Consider the following 25,497-nt stretch of genomic DNA (forward strand, 5'->3'; position numbering starts at 1 on the left):
TCATAGAATCTGATCTTAAAATCAGTTATAATTCCCTATAGAACGTTTAGCAAATATTGCTACTTTTTCAGCCTGCTTCCGTCTGAAGTCGCATTTTACTAGGCATTCCTCGCCATTTCTATACTATCAGGGGTGAATCATGGTTTACAAGAACGCCAAAGCATTTGCACTCGGACATTCAATCATACCGTTGATTCTATTGCTGTTGTACAGCCGCAGCAGCCAAACGGTACTCCTGGTCATTGCCGGGCTAGCAATCGCCTACACCACGTTTCTGCTATGGAGAGCGTTCACGGTCAAGGATTTATCCCGATTGATGAGAATGCCGGGCCTCATCGTCCTGATGGGTATCGACTGGCTGATCACGATGCTCATGTTCGTCTGGCCGACATGGAGTGCGGATACACGACCCACATGGCTGTTGCTGTTCATCGTCCCGCTCTATGCGTCTGAAGCCGGCATCGGGCCTACGCTGCTGTTCGGCCTGCTCGGGACATGCAGCTTGTACTTGTTTTATTACTTTCAGGGCGGCGTCTTCTTTTCCTTCGAGACGCTCCTGATCGTGATGGGGCTAGGCTTGCTCATCATCTTCATCAGCCGGGTGTCGACGAACTTGACGCGGATGGCGTTATTCGACCGGCTTACGATGCTGCCGAACCGCGACCTGTTCAAGGAACGGCTGGACACCGCCCTGCATCAAGCCAAGTCGAAGCCGAGCCCCATCGCCGTTTTTTTCCTCGATCTGGACAAGTTCAAGCATATCAACGATACGATGGGACACGAAGTAGGAGATGCCCTGATCCGCTCTGTCTCCGAACGGATCCTCGAAAAGCTGCCGAAGGGGGCCACTCTCGCCCGGATGGGCGGCGACGAATTCGCGATCCTCGTGCCCCGGTTTACGAAGATGGAGGAAGTCGTAAGCTTGTGCAAGGAGATTTTCCAGTCCCTGAACGAATCGATCGTCCTGAACGATCAGGAAGTGTACATCACGACGAGCATCGGCGTCGCCCTGTATCCGGATCACGGCCGGACCGCCGAGCAGCTGATGAAAAATGCCGATGTGTCCATGTATCGCGCCAAGGAGCAAGGCCGCAACCACTACCAGTTCTACAGCCCGCCCGAGGGCGTGCAAATGCCGTACGAACGGTTCGCGATGGAAGCGATGCTCCGCAAGGCGCTCGAGAAGGACGAGCTGGTCGTCTACTACCAGCCGCGCATGAGCACGCGCTCGGAGCAGCTCGTCTGCGTCGAGGCGCTTGTGCGCTGGGTGCACCCGGAGCTGGGCCTCATCCCGCCCATAGACTTTATCCCTTTAGCGGAGGAAACCGGGCTCATCGTGCCGCTGGGCGAGTACGTCCTTCGCAAGGCTTGCCACCAAGTGCGCGAATGGCAGGAGCGTGACGGTTGTTCCTCGCTGAGAGTCAGCGTCAACTTGTCGCCGCTGCAGTTCCGGCAGCAAAACCTGCCGGTGCTCATCCACCGGATTCTGAGGGAATCGAAGCTCGCACCCGAATGCCTCGAGCTCGAGATAACGGAAAGCGCAGCGATGCAGAACGTCAACCGGAACATTCTGATGCTGCGCGATTTGAAGGAAATGGGCGTCAAAATCTCGATCGACGACTTCGGGACCGGCTATTCTTCGCTCAGCTACTTGAAGCGGTTCCCGATCGACGGCCTGAAGGTCGACCGCTCGTTCATCAACGGGATTCACGAGGATGCCGACGACGCGGCGATCGTCACCGCCATCATCGTGCTGGCCCGCACCCTGAAGCTTAAAGTAACGGCCGAAGGCGTAGAGACCGAGGAGCAGTATGCCTACTTGCAGCAGCAGGGGTGCGACGAGATCCAAGGCTACCTGTTCGGCAAGCCGATGCCGGCCGACACCTTCGAGGATTGGCTCGACCTGCACGTGAGCGAAGTTGCTCTTGCTTATTAAGTCTCCTCACCCCGACTCTAATGACACACGGCTTCCTTCCCCGGCTGCCGCGGCAGGCTGAACGATCAGCCGCCGCGGCAGTCTTGCTCTTAGCTCCGGCACATGGCTGATCACGCCGACGGTCAGCCGCTCCAGGTGGAGCTTCTCCAGCGCGCCGATGACCGACTCGAGCAGCTCCTGATCGAGCGTCCCGAACCCTTCGTCCAGGAAGAAAAACTGCAGCGGGTACCGGCCGCGCAGCTGGATCTGCGCCGAAAGCGCAAGCGCCAGGGCGAGCGAGGCCAGGAACGTCTCACCGCCGGAGAGCGTCGAGACGGGGCGCCGTACGCCGCCATTCGCGTCATCGCGAATGAGGAAGCCCCCGGTCGAGTCGACCTCTATGGCGTACCGCTGGCCGGTCAGCTCGCCGAGCCGCTGCGAGGCGGCTCGGCTGACGACGGTCAGCTGCTCCTCGGCCACGTACTCGACGAATGCATTGCCCCGCAGCACGCTCTGGAGCTTGCCCAGCCGGGCCGCGAGCGATTCGAGCTCGGCCCGAGCCCGCTCCAGCTCGCTCCACTTCACATGCTTCGCTTCCGTCTCCTCGAGGTCGCGCGCCGCCCGCGCCGCTTCCTGCAGTGCGGCTTCATCCTGCTCTCGCGCCTCGTTCCATTCCGCCACGCACGCGTTCCACTGCGCTTCCGTGATCTGCTCGCCCTGCAGCTGGTCGTCGAGCGACTGCAGCTTCAGCTTCAGCTTCGTCTCCTGCTCCCGGTGGGCGCGGATCGAAGCGGTACGCGACTCGATCTCGGCTTCCGGCAAGCGGGCGCGCTCCACCTCTTCCTGGGAAGTGAAGCTGGTGGCCTGCAGGGCGGATTGCCATTGCTCCTCCGCTCGCACGGCCGCCTCGGCGGTCGAGCGCTTGGCTTCCTCGGCAGCGCTGTGCCGTTCTTGACTGCGCTGCAGCTCGGCGAGCTGGGCGGCGAGCCGCTCCCGCGCCGACAACTCATCGCGGCGGATGCGCTGCAGCTCGGCCTCCGTCTCCCTCATCAAGCCGTCGACATCGTCCCCTTCCGCCCGCTCCCGCAGCTGGACGGCTTTCTCTTCGGCCGCTTGCCGGCGCGCGGCGGATTGGGCGTCCAAGTGGGCGAGCTCCCGGTCCAGCTGGACCTGGGCGGCCTGCAGCTCCTCGATCTGCCGATCGGTCGACTCCAGGAACGGGCCGCTCTTGGCCAGCCGCTCGCGGAGCTCCTCTGCCTGCTTGTCCTGTTCGGCCAGCCGCTCCCGCTCTTCGTCGATGCGCTCGACGTCCCAGTCCGCGTACCGCTCGGTCCAGGCTGTGGAGAGCTGCTGCAGCTGAGCTTCCGCTTGCCGCTGCTTGGCGCGCGCGGTCTCATGCGTCGCCTGCGCCGCCTCCAGCCGAGCCGCCAGCTCCTGCTGCTGCAGCTCCAGCTGCCGTTCTTGCTGCTGCGTATTGCGGAACGCCTCCTCGAGGCGAGCGACGCGCTCGCCGGCAGCCGCAGCCTGTGCTGTCAGCGTGTCGGCGGCCTTCAGGAGACTGGGGACCGGCAATTCGACCAGATCGACGTCAGAAGTGACGGATTGAAGCGGCGCTAAGGATGCGGCCGCTTCAGCGAGCGTCTCCTTGCTTGCCGGCTGCCGCCGGCTCCAGGCTTCGGCCAGCTCCTCGAGCTTGGCCGCCTGCTGCTGCAGCCGGAACTGCAGCGGCTGCAGTGCGTCGCGCAGCGCCTCGAGCGCCGCGGCCGGCTCGGCCGACGGCGCGGCGTCCGCGTCCGCCGGCGCGGCGTCCGCGTCCGCCGGCGCGGGCGTCGGCGTGCCGTGCGCGAGGCGCGGATGCTCGGTCGCGCCGCACACCGGGCACGGCTCGCCATCCGCGAGCGCCGCCGCGAGGTGCGCGGCGAGCCGCGCCGTCTCGCGCTCGCGCGCCTCCGCTTGCAGCCGCGCCTGAGCCGCCGCCGCGGCCGCCTGCAGCCGGCTCGCCTCGCCCGCGAGCCGCCGCAGCGCCTCGCGCTCGCCGGCCGCCGCCGCTGCGTCCGCCGCGAGGGCGGCGCCGTGCGCCGCTTCGCGCGCGGCGAGCGCCTGGCGCTGCTCGCCGAGCCGCTCGAGCGCCTGCGCGGCGCCCGCGGCTTCGGCGGCGAGCTCGGCGGCGTGCCGCGCGGCGGCGGCGAGCTGCTGCTTGTCGAGCGCCGCCGCCTGCAGCCGGTGCCGGCGCTCCGCCGGCACCTCCAGTGCGAGGAGCTGCCGCTGCAGCTCCTGCTGCTTGAGCTGCGCGCGCTCGCGCAGCTCGCGCTGCTGGCGCAGGCGGGCGGCGCCGTCCGCGAGCGCGGCCGCGGCCTGCTCGCGCGACGCGGCGAGCTGCGCCGCCTCCGCCGCGAGGCGCTGCAGCTCGAGCTGCAGCGCCAGCGCCTGCCGCAGCCGCTCGAGGCGCACCGACAGGCCGGCCTCGCCGGCCAGGAGCGCCTGCTGCGCGGCGGCGTGCGCTTCCGCGGCCGCCTGGTGGCCGCGGCTCGCGCCGGCGAGGCTCTCGGCCGCGGCGGCTTGCTCGCGCGCGGCCAGCGCCTGACGCCGGGCGGTCTCCTCCCGTTCCCGCAGGAACGGGAGGAGCCGATCGGCGGCGGCGGCGAGGCCGAGCGAGCGCTCCCAGAGCGCGACCGTCTCTTCGCGCGAGGCGAGCTCCTGGAGCTGGCCGTGCAGCTGCTCGCGCTCGAGCTGCCACGTCCAGCGCTGCCGCAGCGCGTCGCGGCGGGCTTCGCTCGCCAGCAGCCGGGCGCGACTCTCGGCGGCAGCGCGATTCGCGCCGGAGAGCCGCGCGGTCGCCGCCTGCAGCGCCTCAGCCGAGGCGTCGCCCAGCCCTTGCTGCTCGGCGGCGACTTGCTTGAGCCGGACATCGGTTGCCTTCAGCCGGCTGCTCAGCCGGGCGTTCAGCTGATCGCCGTACGCCTCCAGCGAGAACAGCCGCTGCAGCATCTGCCGCCGGTCCTTGTTAGTGAGCGATATGAACTCGGCGAACTTCCCCTGGGGCAGCACGACCGCCCGGGTGAAGTCGTGCATGGACAAGCCGAGCGTGTCCTGCACCGACTTCGTAACCTCCTTGCTCTTGTCCGCCAGCACGACCGGGTCGTTATCCGCCGCCGTCGCGAGCCGGACTAGGCGGCTCACCGTCTGCAGCAACGAAGCGTCACCGCTTCGTTTGTACTGCCGGTCGACCCGGTACCGCTCCCAGCCGGCCGGGCTCGACAGCTCGAACGTGAACGAGACGGCGAGCGTCGATTCCGCGTGGTTCAGAATGCCCTGCGTGCCGCCGCTCGCCCGCTCTACCTCCCCATACAGGGCGAGCGTCATCGCGTCCAGAATCGTCGACTTGCCGCTGCCCGTCGGGCCGAAGATCCCGAACACGCCGGCGTCGCACAGCCGGGTGAAGTCAATCTCCTGCTTCTCGCGGTAGCTCTGCAGCCCCGCGATCGTGAGCTGAATCGGCTTCACGATGCCGCCCCCCCTTCCTCATCCTGAGCCGCGCCGCCTTCCAGCAGCAGCTCGAGGAACAGCTGGACGAGCTCCGGCTCGGCCTGCGCCCCGCCCGTCTGCCGGGCGTAGAACCGCCGGAACAGCTCGTCGGCGGGAAGCTGCTCCCGCGCACCGACGGCATCCGCCGCCTCAGTCTCGACGCTCTGATAGATCGGCCGGATCGTCACGAGACCGCCGTGCCGTTTGCGCAGTTGCTGAATTTGCTCCATGCCCATCGATTCCGTCAGATGGACGTCCAGCTCCACCCAGCCGTGGGCGTCGCGCCCGTCGTCCATCCATCTATGTACTTGCTCAAGCCCTTCCGTCGCCCGCCACTTCACGAGCGGCCGACCGCTGGAGAGGAATATTTCCTGGGTAACAGGCTCCTCGCCCGGCTTCACATCGAGCAGCGTGACCGACTTCGCCTGCCCCGCCTCGGAGAAGCTGTAGGCGAGCGGCGACCCGCAATAGCGGATGCGGGACGACGCCTTCACCGCTTGAGGCCGGTGCAAATGCCCAAGCCCCGTATACTGCGCGCCGATGTCGAAGGCGCTAGGATCAACGGTATACGCCCCTCCCACCTGGATCGGGCGCTCGGAATCCGATTCGTAACCGCCGAGCACGTAGAGGTGGCTGATGGCCAGATTGACCGTGTCCGGACGGAATTGCGCCGCCTGCCGGCGAAGCAAGGACGCGACCCGCTCGGAATAAGCCCCCCGCAGCAGCTCTTGATCGAGCTCATCGGTGAGCAGCTCCCGGAGCCGCGATTCGGACGGGTACGGCAGCGCCGCGACTACAGCCCGCTCTCCGGTCCGCGCGATGTCCACTGCAACCGGCTCGGCCGTTGGCAGCCCTACGAGTGTGATGCCCTGGCGCGCCGCGAGCGGTCCGGAGGCGGCGAGCCGCTCCGGGTTGTCGTGATTGCCGGCGATGACTACGACCGGACGCCGGCCTTGGTCGCCCAGTCGGGCGATCGCGTCGTAGAACAGCTGCTCGGCCGCGGCCGGCGGATTCACCGAATCGTAGACATCACCGGCGAGCAGTACGAGATCGACCTGCTCCTCCCGGACGAGCCGCTCCAGCTCGTCGAGCACCTGCGCCTGCTCCTCCAAGCGGCTTCTTCCTTCCAACAGCCGGCCCAAATGCCAATCGGCCGTGTGCATAACCCGCACGCTTACTCCCCCTTTCCTCTTTACAACCACACCTCATGCGCACCGTCGAAAAAAAACAGCACGCTTCCTTTCACCGGCCGCTTCCATATTTGTTCGATCGCATGGGCGTACAAATCGAGCTGCATGCGATACCGGTCGACCAGGGACTCGACCCGGCCGCCAACCACCGCATCCGTCTTATAGTCGAGCAACACCAATTCGCCGTTCTCCTCGAACAGGCAGTCGATCACCCCTTGGATGAGAATGAGCTCGTCCCGTTCGGACGGGTCCAGATCCGGGTAGATGTCGTCGGCCTTCAAGCCGTAGCTGAACGGCACTTCCCTGTACACGCGCTCGGCCTGCAGCACCCGCTGCCCGAGCGGCGACGCGAAAAACCGCCGAACCGGCTCCGCATCCACCTCCGCCCGCTGCTCGGGGGTCAGAAGCTCGCGGCGCACCATCGTTTCGAGCGTCTCCATAATCGTGTCGCCCGTAACCGGAGCGTGGAGCGGTACATGCTGCATGACGGCGTGATACACCGTCCCCCGCTCCGCCGCATTCATCTTCCGCTGCTCCATAAACTTGGGCCGGCGCGCGAGCATTTGACGGGCGCGGGCCGCCTCCTGCTCCTGCTGCTCTTGCGCCGCGCGTACATGGGAAGGAAGCCAGATCGCCCCTTCCGTGAACGTTTCGTCCGCATAGCGCCGTTCGTCCGCGAGCCTCTTCAGCTCCGTGACGGACGTCTTCGAGAACATGCGCGGCAAGTTCTCAAGCGGGTAGCGCCAGTTCAGCGCTTCCGCCATCGCCTCGCGGTGGGGCGAAGCGACTCCCTGCACCGGCTGGAGCTGCGCGACGGCTTCCATCCGCTCGTCCGCGAAGCGGACTTCCCGCGCGGCGGCCGCCTGCGCCAGGCTGTCCGTGCCGACGACGGCGATCTTCCACGCGGAAGGGTCGTGCCGCATCCATCCCCACCCTTCCCCGATCGGTTCGGGGATGCCTGCCCATGTGCGCAGCGTATCGGCTTGGGGATGCCGGATGATCGCCGGACCGATCCAATCGAGGAAGCATTTCGCTTTGGCCAGCTCATAGTCCGGCAGCGCCCACTCGGGATGGCCGATCTGCGCGCCCCAGCGCTGCACCTGCTTGGCAAGCGCAGCGGTCGTCCCGATGAGGAACAGCTTCTCCTTCGGCCGCGTCAAGGCGACGTACAAGACGCGCAGCTCCTCGGCGAGCATCTCCATCCGCATCCGTTTGCGCATAGCTAGCAGCGGGAATGTCGGATAGCTTTGCCGCGTCGGCTCGTCGACGAATTTGGGCCCGAACCCGAGCTGTTTGTGCAGGAGGAAAGACCCGTTCAAATCCATCATGTTGAACTTTTTGCCCAGCCCCGCCACGAAGACGACCGGAAACTCCAATCCTTTGCTCTTATGGATCGACATGATGCGGACGACGTCTTCCTGCTCGCCGATCGCCCGGGCGGTTCCCAAATCCCCGCCTCCGTCCTGCATCCGCTCGATAAAGCGGAGGAATCGGTACAGTCCCCGGAAGGAGGTTGCCTCATATTGTCTCCCCCGGTCGTACAGCGCCCGCAGGTTCGCCTGTCGCTGCAAGCCCCCCGTCAGCCCGCCCGCATAGTCGTAAAAGCCCGTATCGCGAAGCAAGCTCCAGATGAGCTCGGACAGCGAGCCCAGTCTCGCCTCCTCCTGCCAGCGCCCCAGCATCGACAGGAACGTGCGCAGCTTGTCGCGCAGCCGCTCCACCGCTTCCGGATCCAACTGATCAAGCGGTCCTTGACCACCCTGACCGTCATAGTCATTGGCGCAGGCCAGCACGGCTTCGTAATAAGGGGCGTTCCGCCGGAACATCCTCACGGCCGCCAGTTCCTCTGCCGTCAGTTGGACGATCGGCGACCTCAGCACGCCGGCAAGCGGGATATCCTGATAAGGGTTGTCGATGACCTTCAGCAGCGAGAGGAGCGTCTCCACTTCCGTGGCGGTAAAATAGCCCGTGTTCAGCTCAGCGTAGACGGGAATCCCGGCTTGATGCAGCTCTTCGAGCATAACGGCCGACCAGTTGGAGGGCGAACGCAGCAAAATGACGATATCGCGATACTCCAGCGTTCGGAACCCGCCGATGCCTCGGTCGTACACCTGAAAGGGCCGTTCTCCCGTACCTCCCCGCAGGCGATGTATCGTCGACGCGATAAGCCGGGCTTCCAGCTGAGCGGTCTCCGCCTGCTCTTCCTCGTCCTTAACGCTTTCTTCCGTCCGGGACAGGGAGTCGCTCTCGCTCAGTCCGCTCTCCTCCGCTGCGGAATCGTCCTCCGTCTCCACTTCCGGGCGCCCGTCCCCGGATTTGTCGACCAGCAGCACCTCGATCGCGCAATCGTTCGGGCTCACGGGGTAACCGGCACCGCACACGAGCTGCGCCGCTTCGTCGTAATCCATCTCGGCCACCGACTCGCTCATCAGCTGCTTGAATAAGTAATTGACCCCGTCGACGACTTCCGCCCGGCTGCGGAAATTGCGCGCCAGATCGATCCGGTGCCCTGCCGCGCGGTCCTTGAAGGCGCCGTACTTGTGCAGGAACAACCCCGGCTCCGCCAAGCGGAACCGGTAGATGCTCTGCTTCACATCCCCCACCATAAACCGGTTGCCCGGATCGGCGGACGAGATCAGCTCCACGATCGCTTCCTGCACCATATTCGTGTCCTGGTATTCATCGAGCAGCACCTCCGCGAACTGGCTGCGCAGCTGCTCCGCCGCATCGGACGGAATCACATGGTCCGGCGTGGAATCCGGATGTCTCAAGATTTGCAGGCAATAATGCTCCAGATCGGAGAAGTCGACCAGCCCCCGCTCCGCCTTTTGCTGCCGGAACCGCTCGCCGAACGTCGTGACGAGGTCCGTGAGCTTCGACATAAGGGGCGCAAGCTCCGCGAGCTCGGCCCGGTATGTCTCGGCCGTCCGTTGGAACAGCTCCTCCTGCAGAGCGTTCAGCTGCTTTTTCGCCTGATCCCGCAGTTTTTTGACCTGCTCCTGTACATCTTTGTCCACACTCGTGCTGCGGCTGGCGCTCAGCTTGCCGAAGCCCGCCGTCTGAAACCGGTCGTGCAGCGTTTCCCAGGACTTGTGCGATGCTTCTAACAGCTCCTCAAGCATGTCCCGGTCCGCTCGCAGGTTGTCTATGTATGCGGTCGGCCCGTCGGGGCGCTTCGCGAGCTGAAGCGCCTCCGACAGCAGGCCGCTTACGCCCCTCAATTCCAAACGGACATCCCGGAGCAGACTCGCTTGCCAAACGTCGAACCCAAGCTCGCCGTGTTCCGCCGCTCGCCCTGCTTCACCGCTTCCCTCGAATGCGGCGACGATTTGCTGCAGCCAATGGTCCGACCATGGGTGGCTGCGGGCGAAGTCGTACAGCCGCTGGATGAGACGCACCAGCGCTTCGTCCCCCCGCTCGCCTCCGAACCAGTCGACGAGCTTCCAGAACGGGCTGTCCTCCTCGCTCCGGCCGTACTCCTCCTCTAGCAGCTCCGCGAGCAGATCTTGCCGCATCAGCTCCGCTTCCGTCTCATTGGCGATCCGGAAGGCAGGGTCGAGCTGGACGCGGGTGAAGTAACGGCGCACGATGTCAAGGCAAAAGGAGTGCAGCGTCGTAATCGAGGCGCGATGAATGAGCGAGATTTGCCGAAGTAAATGCGTGGACTGCGGGTTGCGGTGCAGCTCCTTCTCGAGCGCCTCGCGGATGCGCTGGCGCATCTCGCCGGCCGCGGCGTTCGTGAACGTCGCCACAAGCAGCCGGTCCACGTCGATCGGACGGCGCTCATCGGTGATGCGCTTGATGATGCGCTCGACTAGGACGGCCGTCTTCCCCGAGCCGGCCGCCGCCGCGACCAGCACATGGCTGCCGCGCGTCCGGATCGCCTCCCACTGCTCGTCCGTCCATGGGCTGCCTGCCGGCTTTTCCAATAATGGTTCCGAATTCGAATCCAATTGGCTCACGTCGTTACTCATCGCGCACCTCCTTCTGCGGTCCGATCCGTCGTGGCGGTCTCGATCGCGTGCCAGACTTGATCCTTGTCGATGACCTTCAGCCGGTTGTACGACTGGGCATCCGCTCCGGGCTCGAACCGGCATACCGGCTTGTACGGGCAATATGTGCATGCCAGCTTCGGCCCCATCCGATACGGGCGAATGTCCACCTGTCCCTCCATCATTCGGTTGCCGATATCTTGGATGACGCCTCGCACATACCGCCGCAGCCGATTCCATTGCGCCTCGGAAGCGACGGAAGAGCCTTTGTAGAAGCTGCCGTCCGCCTTCATCCCGACCGGGATCAAGATCGACCGGCCGCTCTGGTCGGCGAGTTGGCTGTCCATGCGCAGCACCGTATCGGGATCGTCCAGGACGAGCCCCCTCATCTTGAACCGCTTCAGCAGCGCGAGCTCCGCTTCGGCGGAGGACAGGCCGTTCTTCTGCTGCAGCATCGGATTGTGCACGTGGAAGTACAGCACGCCGGCCGGCTTCGCCTGCTGGCCGAGCCATCGCTCCGCATGCGTGATGACGACGTCGAGATACGTCAGCATCTGCAGCGACATGCCGTAATACACATCGGTCAGCCGCAGTTCGGTCAAGCTCGACTTATAATCGATGACGCGGAGCAGCATGCCCTGGTCCCCGTCAGCCCGATCCACGCGGTCGATGCGGCCGATAATCTCCATGAGGGCTCCGTTGTCCAGACGGAATTCGAGCGGCGGCAGCGTCTGTCCGGGACCGAAGCCGAGCTCCAATCCGATCGGCACGAACGATCCGTGCCGCGCATGCTCGCCCAGGACGAGCGAGGCGCGGCCAACGATTTGCTTCAGCTTGCGGGTAATGTACCGGTGACGGTTCGAGCTGAGCAGGATTTCCGCCTGCAGCCGCGGCGCCAGCTCATCCACGGCGTCGGACGCGAAGGCGTAGAGTTGCTCCGGCGTAAGCGCGGACCAGCCCCCACTCTCTTCGGTCAGCCGCATGGCGATGCAGCTCAGTGCGGCGTGGAACAGCTGCCCGATATCCGGCGCTTCCAGCCGGTAGACGCGCCGTTCGGAGAGCCGCAAGCCGTGCGAGACGAACTGCGAGAACGGGCAGGCGACGAAACGCTCCATGCGCGACACGCTTGCCCGGAGCCGCTCTCCGTAGAGCAGCCGGCTGATCGCCGGAGAGATCGGCGGGGCGTCGTTCGTCTCGAAGAGCGACCTCAGCGCCCGCTTCAGCTTCGCTCTCCACAGTGGCTGGGAGCAATACCAGTTGTACGCCTCCCACCATACCTCCGGGATCGTCCGGCCCTTGATCCATTCCCGGAGCTGCACGGACAGGAGCGACAGCACCCGTTCCGGGTGCGCCATGAAGTCCAGCGCTTCCTCCTCCCCCGAGTCGGAAGCCGGCTCGGCGAGCAGCATAAGCTCGGAAGCGGCCGGGAACAACCGGCGCAGCCGTTTCACGATCTCGGAGGGGAGAAGCGACTTGCCTTCCTCATCGGCCAGCGGATAACTGATCCACAGATGATGGCTCGGGGTCGCGAGCGCCGTGTACAGGACGAACTGCTCGTCCAGCAGCCTCCTCCGGCTGCCCTCCGCCATCTCCAGCCCGTCCTCGATGAACCGTTCTCGTTCCGATTCGGTCAATAGCCCGTCCTCGCTTAGCTTCGCCGGCATAACCCCGTCGTTCGCGCCCAAAATATAGGCACGCTTGATCCGGCTCGATCGCGTCCGGTCCATGCTGCCGATGAGCACCTGATCGAGGGCGGGCGGCACCAAGGCCAGCTTCACCTGGTCGAGGCCGGTCTCGATGAGCTCGGCGAACTGGCCGAGCGGCATCGTCTCGTCGCCCAGCATTTCCACGATCTGATCGAGCAGCTCCAGCACGCTGTCCCATACTTGCGCATGCTCCTTCGCCGTCTCGGGCCGGCCCGCCGCGATCGCCTCCCGCATCAGCTCGTCCAGCTTGCGCGGAACATGCAGCTGCTCCAGGAACGTGAACAGCGCCTGAGCCATCGACCTGACCGTGTCAGCCTCCTTCATCCCTTGCTCGAGGACCGACAATGGCTCTACTACAAGCATGCGGCATTCGTGCAGCAGCCCGATCAGCGCTTCGTCCGGCTGAGGCGGAGGCCCGTTCTCCTCCAGCGACGCCCCGCGTACCGGCTCCCAACGCCTCGCCTCCTTCCAACGATAGCCTTGGATGCCTAACGCCAGTACGACATTCTCCAGTTGGTGCATCCCTCCGCGCAGACGGGCTCGCGTTTCATCGGCCGACGGATCCTGCGGCAGGGGCAGGAGCAGCTCGGTTTTCACACAGCGGAACACCGCGTCATGGCGCCAATTGCCGCTCACGACCTCCAGACTGGAGCGGATCAGCTCGAAGAGCGGATGGTGCAGGAGCGAACGCTTCGCATCGAAAAAATACGGGATGGCGTAATCCTGCAATGCCGTTGCGAGCAAATCGCGATACTGCTCCATGTTCCGCACGAGAATCGCCAAGTCGCGCCACCGGTAGCCCCGCTCCCGAACCTGGCGAACCATCTCTCGGGCCATGCCCTCCACTTCCGCGCGCCGGTTCGCGGCGCTTCGAATCGATATGTCTATGTATTCGCCCGCCGGTTCTTGGAAGGGTGGAGCCGTCCGATTCCCGAACGATCGCTCGAGGTAGGCAAGCATCGGACTGTGGCGATAGCGAACCGCCGGCTCCGATTCGAGCAGCTCGACCCGCTCGACCCGGGCGCCGTTCTGCTCCGCCAGCTGCTTCAGCCGGACGAGCGTTCGGGCGGTCGGATGAAACAGGTCGAGCTCGTTCGGCTCCTCGTCCGCCGCATAATCGCGATCGACGCACAGCGATACCGTCACGTTCCGGAAGTGGAGCATGAGCTGCTCGAGGACGCCGAACTCTTGCGGGGTGAACCCGTGGAAGCCGTCGATCCAGATGTCCGCCCGGGTCATGCTCTCGGTCTCCCGTATGGATTGAGCCAGGATTGTCAAATAGTCTTCGGCGTCCACGTAATGCACCTTCAACTGCTCGTCGAATTGCTCGTAGAGGAGCCGAATGTCGTGAAGCTTGTCCGCCGTCATCCCCGTCGCGCCGGCTTCCAGCTGCCGCCGAACATGGCGCTCCAGCCGTTCCGGATCGATGGCATACCGCCGGAATTCGGTATACAGCTGGTTCAGGCTGTCGATGAACCCGTGCTGTTCGGCCGACCGGCCGAATTGGCGAAGCTCGCCCTTCTTCCTCTGAATGATGCGGCGCAGGAGCATCGCCTTGCCGCTGTCGTCTATATGTATACGGGCCGTTCCGCCCGCCTCCTGCATCACCCGGAATGCAAGCCGCCGGAAGCTCAGCACCTGAGCGCGGATCAGTCCGCCGAGGCCGGGCGTCGAGACGAGCGCGGACTCCGCTTGGAACGTCGCCTGCTCGGGGACGAGCAGGATGAGCGGGTCGCCTGCAGGCGCCTCCAGAAGCCGCTCGCGGATATCGTCGAGACAGCGCCTGGTTTTACCGCTCCCGGCCCGGCCCAGCAATATTCGTATGGCCATAGTAGCCTCCCGCCAGATCATGTGTTCTTGTTTCTCTATTATTCTACCATACTTGGGCGGGGTCTGCGGCTTCGAATTGTCGTCATTCCCGTATTTACAAAAGGGGGGCACGTTCAGTAAGATGAAAGCGAATTCACAGTTGCGCTCGTTCCGCGGCCAGCGGCGAGACTGGAGGGATGCCGCATCGAGATCAAGCTGTCGAGCCCGAAGGGCCATTACACGATTGACCATGTGACGACAAACCTGATGAAGAGCCGCTATAACGTGCACGGTCCTCTTCATGCCCATCCCGTGTTCCACATTATGTACATTCTCGAAGGCAAGGGACGGTTCACCGTCGGTTCCACGACGACTGAAGCGCTGCCCGGCATGCTGTATATCATCAATCCGAACGAGCCGCACCGATTCATCTTCGGGCTGGACGAGCCGCTCACGAACCTGGAAAGCACGTTTCAGCTGCTGGATGCGGCCGGGAACGCCGCCGAAGTCCACTTCTTCGACTTTGCACGGGCAGCCGGTCCGACGCACCCGCTTAATACGAATCGGCCGCTCGTCGTTCCCGCCAGACTGAGGCCGCTTCTTACCGAAGGCTTCGACCGCATACTGGAGCTGTATGACGCGCCCCTCCTCCGCTCCCATTTCGGGCTGATGGTTGCGGAACTGCTCTCCCGCGTGGAGACGGTCGTCGAGTCGTATCTGCAGACGGAACGGCCCCTCCAAGGGGAGGCGTCGGTCATCGCCTCGATCAAGCAATATCTCCATACCCATCGAGGGCGCCCGATAACATTGAAGGAGATAGCCGACTTCGCCCATCTGACGCCGAACTACTTGTGCCGCCTGTTCAAAGCGCACACCGGCGAATCGCCCTTCAACCACCTGCAAGGCATCCGCATGCGGGAAGCCGAGCAGCTGCTCGCCTTGACCGACCTTCCCGTTTATGCCATTGCCGAGCGGCTCGGCTACGAGGAGCCCTCCTATTTCGCCAGAGTGTTCCGCAGCGTATACGGCATTGCGCCGGCCGCGTACCGCATGCGCCTGCTTGCCGACACTGCCCGGTTAAAAAGATAATATAGTGCGCATAGTAGCGAAAATCGTGCCTTCATCCTGAGCGAGCGAGCTCCTATACTGGGGGTGTACCCGATCGATCAATGGATCGAACGCATCGCCAAGGAGGAGAATGGATCCTATGAGTCTATCGCTCAACCAGATCATCGACTTTCAGACGAATGGCTACGTCATCGCCGAGGACGTATTCACCCCGGCCGATTGGCAGCCCGTAATCGACGAGATCGAGCGGATCATCTCCGCTCGCGCCGTCATCCTGCATGCCGAAGGCAAGCTCCCGGAGTTGCACGAGGACGAGCCGTTCGAACGGCGGCTCACGCTGCTCGCCCGGCAATGCCCGGAGATTGCCCGACAGTTCGACATCATGTTCCTGCTCGGTCCCGCCATGTTCGATTTCTTACGCAACGACAAGCTGCTGAGCGTCGTCGAGAGCTTGCTCGGCCGCGAGCTGAGCTGCAATCCGATCCAGCATTTGCGCCACAAGATGCCCTGGAAGGGCGAAGGCGAGCAGCCGATCGGCATGGAGAACGTCCCCTGGCACCAGGACGCGGCCGTCACGTCGGATGATTCCGAAGCATCCGAGATTATTACGTTCTGGATGTCGCTGGTCGATGCGACCGCCGAGACCGGCTGTATGGAGATTATGCCCGAGGTGTTCAAGGCCGGGTATCTGGAGCACCAAGCCGAAGGCGGCACGACGATCGTGCCGACGCTGCTCCCCCATGTGAAGCCGATCAAAGCAGAGTGTCGCAAAGGCAGCATCGTCATCATGAACAAATACACCCCTCATAGGGGGACGACGAACCGGTCCGACATCATCCGCTGGTCGCTCGATCTGCGGTATCACAAAACCGGAGCCCGCTCCGGCCGCAACTTCCACCCGTCCTTCGTCGTACGAAGCGCGGCGAATCCGGACAACGTCTTAACCGATTACAACGAGTGGTGCCGTTTGTGGAAAGAAGCGCTTGGAAAGCCGGCGACTCAAAAAGCGCATCGGGTCTAAAGCTAATATTGAATGTTCTCGTCGCCCCGAACCCGATATTCCAACACGATCGTGCCCACAATGTCCCCGGGCTCCCTATCGGAGCTCGGGGTTCGTCTTATAGGGGACAGTTCGCGGCTCGTGGACAGCCGGACATACATATTGTTCAGGCCGTAGTACAAAGGGTACCGCTCCCCCGGCTCGTCCGGATGCTGCTCGAAGCCTTGCCGCTCGAGCCGGCTGGCCGCCTCCTCCATTGTCATGCCCGGACGCACGCCGAACGCTTCATACGCTTCATCCGAGAACACGAGCCTCTTTACCTTCGGATTGTCGCGGTCCAGCGTCTCCGAGTAGCGTCCTGCGATTTGAAGCTTCGTATACAGGAACTCGGGCCCGCACCCCATACATGTGGCTGCGCTCGGGATCGGGTCGCTTTTCCCCGCCATCTCTTCGATCTCCCGCTGCGTCATGAACAGGCGGAACCCGCCAATCTCGACGGACTCGGCCATGGCGAGGTCTTTCGGGGTATGGAACCCGGCATAGGCGGCCGCCAATACCGAGGACAGGATGATGATCCCTAGTACCGCTTGAAGATAACGATTCCCCGTAAGTTTCCTCGCAACATTCCATAGCCGCATCGCACAGCCTCCCTGCTCAGCTTAGGCTTTTTTTGAACCTCTGCCCTGCATACAGCCGGATCCCGATCCAGCCGATGAGCGCTCCGGCCATATTCAAGATCAGATCGTCCACGTCGAAGCTGCCGACGCGCGTAACTAGCTGCACCGTTTCCACGATTAGCAGAATCGCCAGTGCCGTTACGATGAAGCGCACGAACCGCACGCAGCCGCGTGATAATAGCGGAGCGAATACACCGATCGGAATGAACAGGACGATGTTGCCGAACAAATTTTTAAACCAGGTCATGAAGTTGAAATGATCGCGGTATTCGATATATTGCGTGATCGTCCGTAAGGGGATGAGATTGTACCGGAATGGGTGGGGGCCGGGAAGGCTCGTTCGATCAAACAGCAGCCGCATCATAATCAGGGTGTATGCGATCGCGACCAGCACCGTGAGGAATCGCAGCCAGGGGCTCGGGAACGTATGCCGCCTCATCGGACGGCCGCCTGAATGTAATCGACGATCGCTTCGGGCACTAGCGATTCCGTATCGATATACTCGGCGAACACTGGATCCCGGAGCGCTTCGACACATCGCTTCGTCTGCCGGAACACCCACTGGCCTTCCTTCTCGCCCCGTGCTCTCAATCTCTCGTAGATCGCGGCTTCGCTTGCCAGCAGGCAGAAGTAATATGTGCGCACATCCAATCGGTTGAATCCATCCCGGATATAGTCATAATTGCTTCGTTTGTACAAAGTCATCGGCACGATCAGGTGCTTGCCGTAGCGGGAGATCAATTGCTCCGCCACCTGGACGGTCAATACCTTCCACAGCTCGAAATCCTGGAAATCGCCCGTATTCTCCGGTCCCGTAACCGTACCCGCGAGGATCGCTCTGAGCATGTAGCCGACCTCCTCCGGGTCGAACAGCATGCTGTCGGGAATGGCGCGGACGAGCTTCTCGGCTGCCGTCGTTTTACCAACGCCGAACGCGCCGTTTATCATGATGATCATGTCGCGATGAGAGCCTCCTCGCCGGATTGTGTTGTAGCGTTATTGTACCACAGACGGCCCCCTAGCGTCCCGGTTACCCGCGCTCAAAACCGGTTGAAAAAAGCCGTCCAAAATGGACGGCCCAAGAGAAGGATGCAGCTATTCGATTAGCGAAGCCGAGTTGCGATCCAGGTACAGCGACCAGTCCCCGTGCGTCTTGAGAATCGAAGCCGGAACCGTGTTCGTCACGCCCTCGCGCAGTGTGCTGCGGATCGCCTCCGCCTTCACCTCGTGGGGCACGACGGAGATAATCGTCCGGCTGCTTAAAATTTGATGGACGGTCATCGTAATCGCCTGTTTCGGTACGGTGTCGAGCGACTCGAACCAGCCTTCCCGGACTTGCTGCGCCTTGCATGCTTCATCCAGATTGACGACGATGTACGCCTCCCGCGTCTCGAAATCGGCGGGCGGGTCGTTGAACGCAATATGCGCGTTCTCTCCGATTCCGATCAGCGCCAGGTCAATCGGGGCTTTTCGAATTTCGTTAGTCAAATCTGCGAGGTGAGCGGCGACGTCGCCCTCCCCATCCACCAGATGCGCCTGCGCCACCGGTGCGAAGGAAAGGAATCGCTCCTTCAAGTACTTGCGGAAGCTCGCTGGATGGGATTCCGGCAACCCGACGTACTCGTCCAAATGGAACATCTCCACCTTGCTCCAGTCGATCGGCTTCGCCTTGAGCGCTTCGAAGAAAGGAAATTGGGAAGCACCCGTCGATAACACGATCCGGGCATAGCCTTGCCGCTCGATCGTGCTCTGCAGTACCTCCGCCGCTTGATTCGCCGCCAGCTCGCCTAGCAGCCCGGCATTGTCCGCCTTATGAATGTTCATCCTCGTTTTCGCTCCTTATTCGGCTGATTTTATTTGTAGTAATCGATTACTATTCCACGAATAGTTTATCACACGCCCGGTCATCTGTCTTTAATAAAATAACGATTCCCCTCCTGCCGGAAACAGTCACAATATTCTCACGATTTGCCCGTTTCGCGCGGCAAGGCGGCGCTTATAATGGAATTGTAAGGGTTGTCATGATCGTTACGAGAGGATGGTTGGCGTGCAGATCAAATGGTTTCGCAAGAAGTCGGACAATCAGGAAATCGCCGTAGTCTCTATAGGTGATGCGAAAACGGACAAGCAAGCGATGCCCGCGCAAGTGGCGGAGGACTCCGCCCAGTCGATCGCTCAGGTGCGCAATTTAAACAGTTATTTGGACCAAGCGTTTCAAGATTGTATGGATAGCGGAGGCTTCGATAATTTGGCGGGCAAGGGCAAGCCCATCACGGTCCAGGACGGGGATCCGCTTAATTCGATGCTCAAAAATGCCAACGTCCTGCCCCCTTGGCTGGAGCTGCAGCATGAGATCCGCACCCGGATCGAGAAGCTGATCAAGCGGATCGAGCTCGGCCAATCCGAATCCGTAACCGATGAAGAAATCGCCGCCATTAACAAGCAAATCGTCCGCTACAACATCTCGGTCCCGACCCCTATTCTGCAGAAGGGCCGCATCTTCAAAGACACTATCCGCGATCAGCTCGAGCGCTGGCAATAGACATAAATGCACGAGCCCCGTCCGGGCGAGCCCGGACGGTTTCTTGGCATGCGCGGACGCTAACAGAGGGATTTTCTCCCTCTTTTTAGTGGCATTCCCTCGGTTTTGCTGAGATGTAGGGGAAAACCTCCCTCACTTTTTGACGAACCAGCCTAAATCAGGCGTTTTCCGGTCAAAAAGGGGGAGGTTTTCCCTGTTATAGACTATAATTGGCACAACTCCGCTCAGAGTGAGGGAGAAATTCCCTCTCGTGCACCGGCCTATTCGCATATCAGCTACCAACCCATGCGGCTGACAGCCGGTACGCCGACCGGCTACCATCCCACACTACCAGTCCATACGCCGCTTCAGCGACGTGATGTGCGCCAGGTGGTGGTTGCCGTGCCAAGCGTAAATGCCCAGATTCCGGCTCAGGGAGACAACTCCCGAATCGGGATGCAAGAACGTTCTTGCGAAGTCGGCCTCGCTCATGCTGCGCAGCAGGACGACCCAGCGCTCATGAAGCGCGTCGAGCAGGACGAGCGACGGCTCGATCGCCAGCTCCCTCGAATCCGGAAGCTCGGCCCACCGGTCTTCCGCGTATGGCTTAATCGTCGGCTGCTCCTCGGTCAGTGCGAGCTTGAACCGGATCCAGCTGTTCATGTGGCTGTCGGCCACATGATGCACGACCTGCCGTACCGTCCATCCATCCGGTCGATACGGGGTGTCCAGCTGCTCCTCGGTCAGGCCGGCGGTAGCCTCGCGTAGCCGGGCCGGCAGCGAGGCGATCTCTTCTATCCACCCCAGGCGAACCGCGTCGTCGAGCTGGGCCGGCGCTTGGAACCGGCCGATCGGGTAACGCAAATCCGTTGACATCGAAACCACACTCCTCTTCGTTGATTACTTCGCGGGAACCCCGGGGCTAAAGAAACCCCACAAAGTGAAGTAGGCCTTCGTAGCTTATTCCGATTACTTCGCGGGAAGCCCGGGGCTCAGGATGACAGGCGGTCCAACCGTAGAGCGGGCGGCCTCGCCTTTCTGCAGCTGGTACATCTTGTAGTAGCGGCCCTGCTGCTCCATGAGCTGCTCGTGCGTGCCGCTTTCCACGATCTCGCCGTGATGCAGGACGAGGATTCGGTCCGCATCTCGGATCGTGGACAGGCGGTGCGCGATGACGAAAGTCGTGCGCCCCTCCCTCAGCACATGCAGCGCATGCTGGATGATGCCCTCCGTCTCGGAATCGATGCTCGCGGTCGCTTCGTCGAGGATGAGAATCGCCGGGTTGAAGGCGAGCGCGCGGGCGAACGAGATGAGCTGCCGCTGGCCGGCGGACAACGTGTTGCCGCGCTCTACGACCGGCTCGTGCAAGCCGCCGGGCAGCTGGTTCACGAAGCTCTCCGCCCCCACATCCCGCAGCGCCTGGCGGATCCGCGTCTCGTCGATCGCCTCGTTGTACAAGCTGACGTTGAACCCGATGTCGCCCGTGAACAAGAACGGGTCCTGCAGGACGATGCCCATATGCTGACGAAGCTCCTGCTTGGAAAACGTCGCGATGTCCCGCCCGTCGATCGCAATCCGTCCTTGGCTCGGCTCATAGAAGCCGAGCAGCAAATTCATGATCGAGCTCTTGCCGGAGCCGGTATGCCCGACGAGTGCGATCGTCTCGCCCTGGCGCGCTTCGAACGAAATGTTGCGAAGCACATAATCTTCGTTCTTGTAGGCGAACGAGACGTTCTCGAACTGCACGAGCCCGTTCGGCCGGGGAGCGCTAGGACGCTCATCCAGGTCGACGCCCTCCCGGTCCAGCAGGGCGAATACCCGCTCGGCCGACACGAAGGCGCGCTGAGCGTTCGTCAGCTGTTCGAAGATGCCGATGATCGGCTGGAACACCCGGCCCAAATAATCGATGAACGCGTACAGCACCCCGAACGAGATCGCGGTCTCAAGGGACTGCTTGCCGTAATACCACAGGACGAGCGCGGTGCACAGGCTGCCTACGAGGCCGACGATGTTCCGGGCCGATAAGGAGAACAGACGGAATTGCTTGCGCTGGTTCAAGTACCGTTCCTGGTTCAACGACTCGAATTCTTCGGTGCGCCCCTTCTCCCGCCGGAAAGCCTGGATGATCGGCATGACGTTGATCGTCTCGTTCAGCATCGCATTCATGTCGCTGAGGCGTGCCCGCATAATCGTCACGTAGCCCTTCGCATACTTGAGGTGGAACCTCATGACTAAATAGAAGAACGGGATGAGCACAAGCGTTATGAGCGCGAGCCTCCAGTCCAAAATCGCGATCGCGACGAAGATGCCGATCAAGTTCACGCCGCTGACGACGAAGGTGGCCATGAAGCTCATGAACAGATCCCGAATGGCTTCCGTATCGTTCGCGATCCGGGACACCACCTGGCCGATCGGCGTATTGTCGAAGTAGCGTACCGGGATGCGGTGAATTTGCTTCAAGATGTCCATCCGCATACGCTGGATGATGCTGAGCGCCGCCGTTTGGAGGATGTAGGATTGGGTGAACGTCAATGCGCCGGAGACGAGCAGCAGAGACAAATAGAGCGCGATGAGCCCCATGATGGGACGAATGTCCTCGCTGTAGAAATGCTGCACGTCCTCCCCGCTGAGTACGGTATTCGTTCCGGACGTGCTGGTGAGCCGGAAGGAGGAGCTCTCCTGCTTCACGGTCGCCTGCGCCCACCCTTGAGTCGATTGCCCTGGGGACAGCCAATCCGCCCGGATGAACGCTTTGCCCTGGTACTCGATCGACTGCGTACCCGGAGGGACTTGGCTCGGATTCGTCTCGTACCACGGCTGCTCGATCGCCAATATATGCTTGTCGATAATGATCTTCGCGATGTAAGGCCCCGCGAGCTGTGTCCCTACCGCGACCAGCAGGATAAGCAAGGCCAGCGAGATCCGCCCTTTGTACAGCATCGCATAGGCGGTCAGCCGACGGCCCAGCGAAGTCGGGATTCTCTCGGATTCGATAGATTCCATAGCGGTCACTCCTTCTCCAATTCGTTCATAAGCGAGGATTCGGTCTGCTGGCGGACATACTGCTCCTTGTACCAGCCGCCCCGCGCCATCAGCTCTTCATGCGTACCGCGCTCGACGATTCTTCCTTCGTCGAGCACGAGTATGAGCTGGGCATGCTGAACCGCGGACAGCCGGTGGGTCGCGATCAGCGTCGTCTTGCCCTCGCGCTCCCTTCTAATATTGCCCAGAATCCGGCTCTCCGTCCGCGCATCCACGGCCGACAGCGCGTCGTCCAGGATGAGGATCTCCGGATCCGTCAGCAGCGCGCGGGCAATGCCGACCCGCTGCTTCTGACCGCCGGACAGCATGACGCCGTATTCGCCGATCACGGTGGCGAGGCCCTCCTTCATCTGCGCGATATCGTCGCTGAACGAAGCCATGGCGACGACCCGGTCGAGTTCATCGGCCGACGCGTCCTGCTTGCCCAAGGCGATGTTGTCGCGAATGCTCTTGGAGAGCAGCAGGTGCTCCTGCGGCACATACCCGACCCAGCTCTTGACGTTCTCGATGTCGATCCGTTCAATCGGAACGCCGGTGACGAGCACCTTGCCCTCCTCGAGCGGATACTGCCGCAGCAGCTGCTTGAGGAGCGTGCTCTTCCCGCTCCCCGTCCGGCCCACGATGCCGAGCGTCTCGCCGCGCTGCAACCGGAAGCGAATATCCTTCAGACTATCGGCCTGTGCGGACGGATAGCGGAACGTCAAGCCGTCGAACTCGATCGACACAGGCACCTCGACCGCAAGCGGTTTCGTCGGCGGCTGCACGTCCGCTCGCTGGGCGAACAAGTCGTACATCCGGTCCGCCGAAGCAGTGCCCCGCTGCAAAATATTGATAAATTCGCCAAAAGAAATCATCGGCCAGATCAGCATGCCCAAATAGATGTTGAAGGAGACGAGCTGACCGAGCGTCAGCTCGTTGTGGAACACCAAATAAGAGCCGTAGCCCAATCCGATCGAATAGCTGACGCCGACGATGGAGGAGATCACCGGTTGGAACATCGAGCTGATGACGGCGACGCTGCGGTTCTTCTCCATCACGTCCTTCGTCACTTGATCGAAAGCGGACAGGTCGCGCTGCTCCTGCACGTAAGAGCGCAGCACCCGCAGCCCGGAGATCGACTCGAGCGCATGGTCGTTCATCCTGCCGAACGAAGCTTGTGCCGCGAGAAACCGGCGCCGCATCCGCTTGCCCAACACGTTGATCGCGATCGCGAGGAAGGGCAGCGGGATCAAGGCGGCTAACATCAGCTTGTAATCGATCAGAACGACCATCGTCACGAGCACGACGGACGTACCTACAAGAGTGCTGACCAGCGTGAGTACCCCGAAGCCGGCCGTCTGGCTGATCGCCATCACGTCATTCGTCGCGAGCGCCATCAAGTCTCCGGTTCGGTTCCGATGGAAAAAGGAAGGCGTCATCCGCATCAAATGGCGGAACAGTCTGGAGCGCAAACTCGTCTCGAGCAGCGCCGAATTGCCGAACAGAGTCTGAACCCAGAAAAAATTCAAGACGTAGACGACAAGCGCCAGCCCGACCAGAAACGCGATCGTTCGGGTCAGTGAGGACGCGGTCAGTTCGTGAATGCGAATCGAGTCGATGACCGTCCCTATCATTTTAGGCGGAATGATGCTCAGCAGATTGACGACTACGATCGCCGCGATTGAGAACGTGTAGTACGCCCACCGTTCCTTGAAAAACCATGAAAGCTTGGAAATAAAGTTCAACCGTTCCACCCCATTGCATCGGAACATACGTTCCGTTTTATGTGCTATTGTCCCATTATACATGACTGTTATTTATTGGGATAGCCCCAATTTTTTTACCCCACACCAACTGAAGAGTGCCTTCGATGCTTTTGCAAATAACTTTGCGGGGACCCCGGGGCTAAAAAACGCATTCGGGAAAAAGCAACCTATTCAGAATAGCAGACTTGCACGCTAAAGACAGGGTACAAATCAAGTATGAACGATTTTTCCCGCCCCTTGCTCTAGCTATTTGCAATCGGTATCATAAAACATAGTACTTACCCAATGAATTAGGAGGCTGGACCAGTGGCATATTTCCCTCAATCTTCGCGCTACGACTCGATGAAGTACACCCGATGCGGCAAATCCGGACTGAAGCTCCCCGCCATCTCGTTAGGCTTGTGGCACAATTTCGGCGGAATCGACCGGCAAGTAAACATGCGGGACATGCTGACCCGTTCCTTCGACTTGGGCATCACCCATTTTGACCTTGCGAACAATTACGGCCCTCCCCCGGGATCCGCCGAGGAACATTTCGGCTCGATTCTGAGATCCGATTTTCGCGGATATCGCGATGAGCTGATCATCTCAACCAAGGCCGGCTACCTCATGTGGCCCGGTCCGTACGGAGACTGGGGGTCCAAGAAATACATCGTCGCCAGCATGGATCAGAGCTTGAAGCGGATGGGACTCGACTATGTCGATATTTTCTATTCCCACCGTCCGGACCCGGAGACCCCGCTGGAAGAGACGATGGGGGCGCTCGATTTGCTCGTCCGCCAGGGGAAGGCGCTCTACGTCGGCATTTCTTCCTACAGCGCCGAGCAGACCGCCGAGGCGTCTGCGATCATGAAGCGTCTCGGAACGCCGCTCCTCATCCATCAGCCGAGCTACTCCATTCTGAACCGCTGGATCGAGAAAGGCTTGCAGGACGTGTTGGACGAAGAGGGCATCGGCAGCATCGCCTTCTGTCCGCTCGCTCAAGGGCTCCTTACTTCACGGTATTTGCAGGGGATCCCTGAAGATTCCCGCGCCGCTAGGAATGTATTTTTGAAGACCAACAACATTACCGAGGAGAAGCTGCAAGTCATCCGGGGACTGAACGAGCTGGCCGCGGAGCGTGGGCAGTCCCTCGCTCAAATGGCGCTTGCCTGGGTGTTAAGAGGCGGACGCGTGACTTCGGCCCTGATCGGGGCAAGCCGCGTGTCGCAGATCGAGGAGAATGTGGCCGCGCTTAGCAACTTGACGTTTACGGAGGACGAGCTGCGCCGAATCGACGCGTTGTCCGCCCAATAACGGACCGCACG

At 61.9% G+C, this 25,497-nt stretch carries 16 protein-coding genes and 1 pseudogene; 5 read left to right on the forward strand and 12 right to left on the reverse strand.

The window, feature by feature from the left end:
* Positions 1-139 precede the first annotated feature (139 nt).
* Positions 140-1,936 carry a putative bifunctional diguanylate cyclase/phosphodiesterase gene (locus ACI5FR_RS11705; protein ID WP_405454584.1) on the forward strand — a complete coding sequence of 599 codons (1,797 nt, stop codon included), beginning with the start codon at positions 140-142 and terminating at the stop codon, positions 1,934-1,936.
* 6 nt (positions 1,937-1,942) lie between these two features.
* Here the strand turns inward: ACI5FR_RS11705 and ACI5FR_RS11710 are convergent, their stop codons facing one another.
* The 5 genes and pseudogenes from ACI5FR_RS11710 to addB all read right to left on the reverse strand — a co-directional run bounded on the left by ACI5FR_RS11710 (position 1,943) and on the right by addB (position 14,158).
* Complete coding sequence (locus ACI5FR_RS11710; protein ID WP_405454733.1) at positions 1,943-3,790, reverse strand: SbcC/MukB-like Walker B domain-containing protein; 1,848 nt, start codon at positions 3,788-3,790, stop codon at positions 1,943-1,945.
* A gap of 1,059 nt (positions 3,791-4,849) precedes the next feature.
* Positions 4,850-5,419, reverse strand: a pseudogene (locus ACI5FR_RS11715) (AAA family ATPase); the annotation flags it as partial.
* A complete protein-coding gene (locus ACI5FR_RS11720) occupies positions 5,416-6,612 on the reverse strand; it encodes an exonuclease SbcCD subunit D (protein ID WP_405454585.1) in 1,197 nt (398 codons plus the stop codon). The pseudogene ACI5FR_RS11715 and the gene ACI5FR_RS11720, both read right to left, overlap by 4 nt.
* Positions 6,613-6,632: 20 nt before the next feature.
* Positions 6,633-10,604 (reverse strand): helicase-exonuclease AddAB subunit AddA, encoded by a 3,972-nt coding sequence (gene addA / locus ACI5FR_RS11725; protein ID WP_405454587.1) that lies wholly within the window; start codon positions 10,602-10,604, stop codon positions 6,633-6,635.
* Positions 10,601-14,158 carry a helicase-exonuclease AddAB subunit AddB gene (addB, locus tag ACI5FR_RS11730; protein WP_405454589.1) on the reverse strand — a complete coding sequence of 1,186 codons (3,558 nt, stop codon included), beginning with the start codon at positions 14,156-14,158 and terminating at the stop codon, positions 10,601-10,603. Before addB ends, addA begins: the two co-directional genes overlap by 4 nt.
* Positions 14,159-14,389: 231 nt before the next feature.
* On the opposite strand from addB, the gene ACI5FR_RS11735 reads away from it, so the two are divergent.
* The gene (locus tag ACI5FR_RS11735; RefSeq protein WP_405454591.1) at positions 14,390-15,226 is read left to right on the forward strand and encodes a helix-turn-helix transcriptional regulator; all 837 of its coding nucleotides are present in this window, start codon (positions 14,390-14,392) and stop codon (positions 15,224-15,226) included.
* Between the two features lie 118 nt (positions 15,227-15,344).
* Positions 15,345-16,226, forward strand: a complete 882-nt coding sequence (locus ACI5FR_RS11740) for a phytanoyl-CoA dioxygenase family protein (RefSeq protein ID WP_405454593.1) — start codon at positions 15,345-15,347, stop codon at positions 16,224-16,226.
* Positions 16,227-16,228: 2 nt separating this feature from the next.
* Here the strand turns inward: ACI5FR_RS11740 and ACI5FR_RS11745 are convergent, their stop codons facing one another.
* The 4 genes from ACI5FR_RS11745 to ACI5FR_RS11760 all read right to left on the reverse strand — a co-directional run bounded on the left by ACI5FR_RS11745 (position 16,229) and on the right by ACI5FR_RS11760 (position 18,706).
* Positions 16,229-16,843 (reverse strand): hypothetical protein, encoded by a 615-nt coding sequence (locus ACI5FR_RS11745; protein ID WP_405454595.1) that lies wholly within the window; start codon positions 16,841-16,843, stop codon positions 16,229-16,231.
* A gap of 16 nt (positions 16,844-16,859) precedes the next feature.
* Positions 16,860-17,321, reverse strand: a complete 462-nt coding sequence (locus ACI5FR_RS11750; RefSeq protein WP_405454596.1) for a VanZ family protein — start codon at positions 17,319-17,321, stop codon at positions 16,860-16,862.
* Entirely contained in the window at positions 17,318-17,839 is a 522-nt protein-coding gene (locus tag ACI5FR_RS11755) for an AAA family ATPase (protein ID WP_405454598.1), read from the reverse strand. Before ACI5FR_RS11755 ends, ACI5FR_RS11750 begins: the two co-directional genes overlap by 4 nt.
* Positions 17,840-17,977: 138 nt before the next feature.
* On the reverse strand, positions 17,978-18,706 hold the full coding sequence (locus tag ACI5FR_RS11760; RefSeq protein ID WP_405454600.1) for a glucosamine-6-phosphate deaminase: 729 nt from the start codon (positions 18,704-18,706) through the stop codon (positions 17,978-17,980).
* Between the two features lie 223 nt (positions 18,707-18,929).
* Between ACI5FR_RS11760 and ACI5FR_RS11765 the strand changes: the two genes are divergently transcribed.
* The gene (locus tag ACI5FR_RS11765; protein WP_405454602.1) at positions 18,930-19,424 is read left to right on the forward strand and encodes a DnaJ family domain-containing protein; all 495 of its coding nucleotides are present in this window, start codon (positions 18,930-18,932) and stop codon (positions 19,422-19,424) included.
* 327 nt (positions 19,425-19,751) lie between these two features.
* On the opposite strand, the gene ACI5FR_RS11770 is transcribed toward ACI5FR_RS11765, so the two are convergent.
* From ACI5FR_RS11770 to ACI5FR_RS11780, 3 genes are all read right to left on the reverse strand, one after another.
* Positions 19,752-20,279 carry a YfiT family bacillithiol transferase gene (locus tag ACI5FR_RS11770; RefSeq protein WP_405454604.1) on the reverse strand — a complete coding sequence of 176 codons (528 nt, stop codon included), beginning with the start codon at positions 20,277-20,279 and terminating at the stop codon, positions 19,752-19,754.
* A 93-nt stretch (positions 20,280-20,372) separates the two neighbouring features.
* Complete coding sequence (locus tag ACI5FR_RS11775; protein WP_405454606.1) at positions 20,373-22,406, reverse strand: ABC transporter ATP-binding protein; 2,034 nt, start codon at positions 22,404-22,406, stop codon at positions 20,373-20,375.
* A 5-nt stretch (positions 22,407-22,411) separates the two neighbouring features.
* Positions 22,412-24,196 (reverse strand): ABC transporter ATP-binding protein, encoded by a 1,785-nt coding sequence (locus tag ACI5FR_RS11780; protein ID WP_405454608.1) that lies wholly within the window; start codon positions 24,194-24,196, stop codon positions 22,412-22,414.
* A gap of 300 nt (positions 24,197-24,496) precedes the next feature.
* Between ACI5FR_RS11780 and mgrA the strand changes: the two genes are divergently transcribed.
* Positions 24,497-25,486, forward strand: a complete 990-nt coding sequence (mgrA, locus tag ACI5FR_RS11785) for an L-glyceraldehyde 3-phosphate reductase (protein ID WP_405454610.1) — start codon at positions 24,497-24,499, stop codon at positions 25,484-25,486.
* Positions 25,487-25,497 lie beyond the last annotated feature (11 nt).

The sequence above is a fragment of the Paenibacillus sp. HJGM_3 genome (genome assembly GCF_045062745.1).
GTDB lineage: Bacteria > Bacillota > Bacilli > Paenibacillales > NBRC-103111 > Paenibacillus_AA.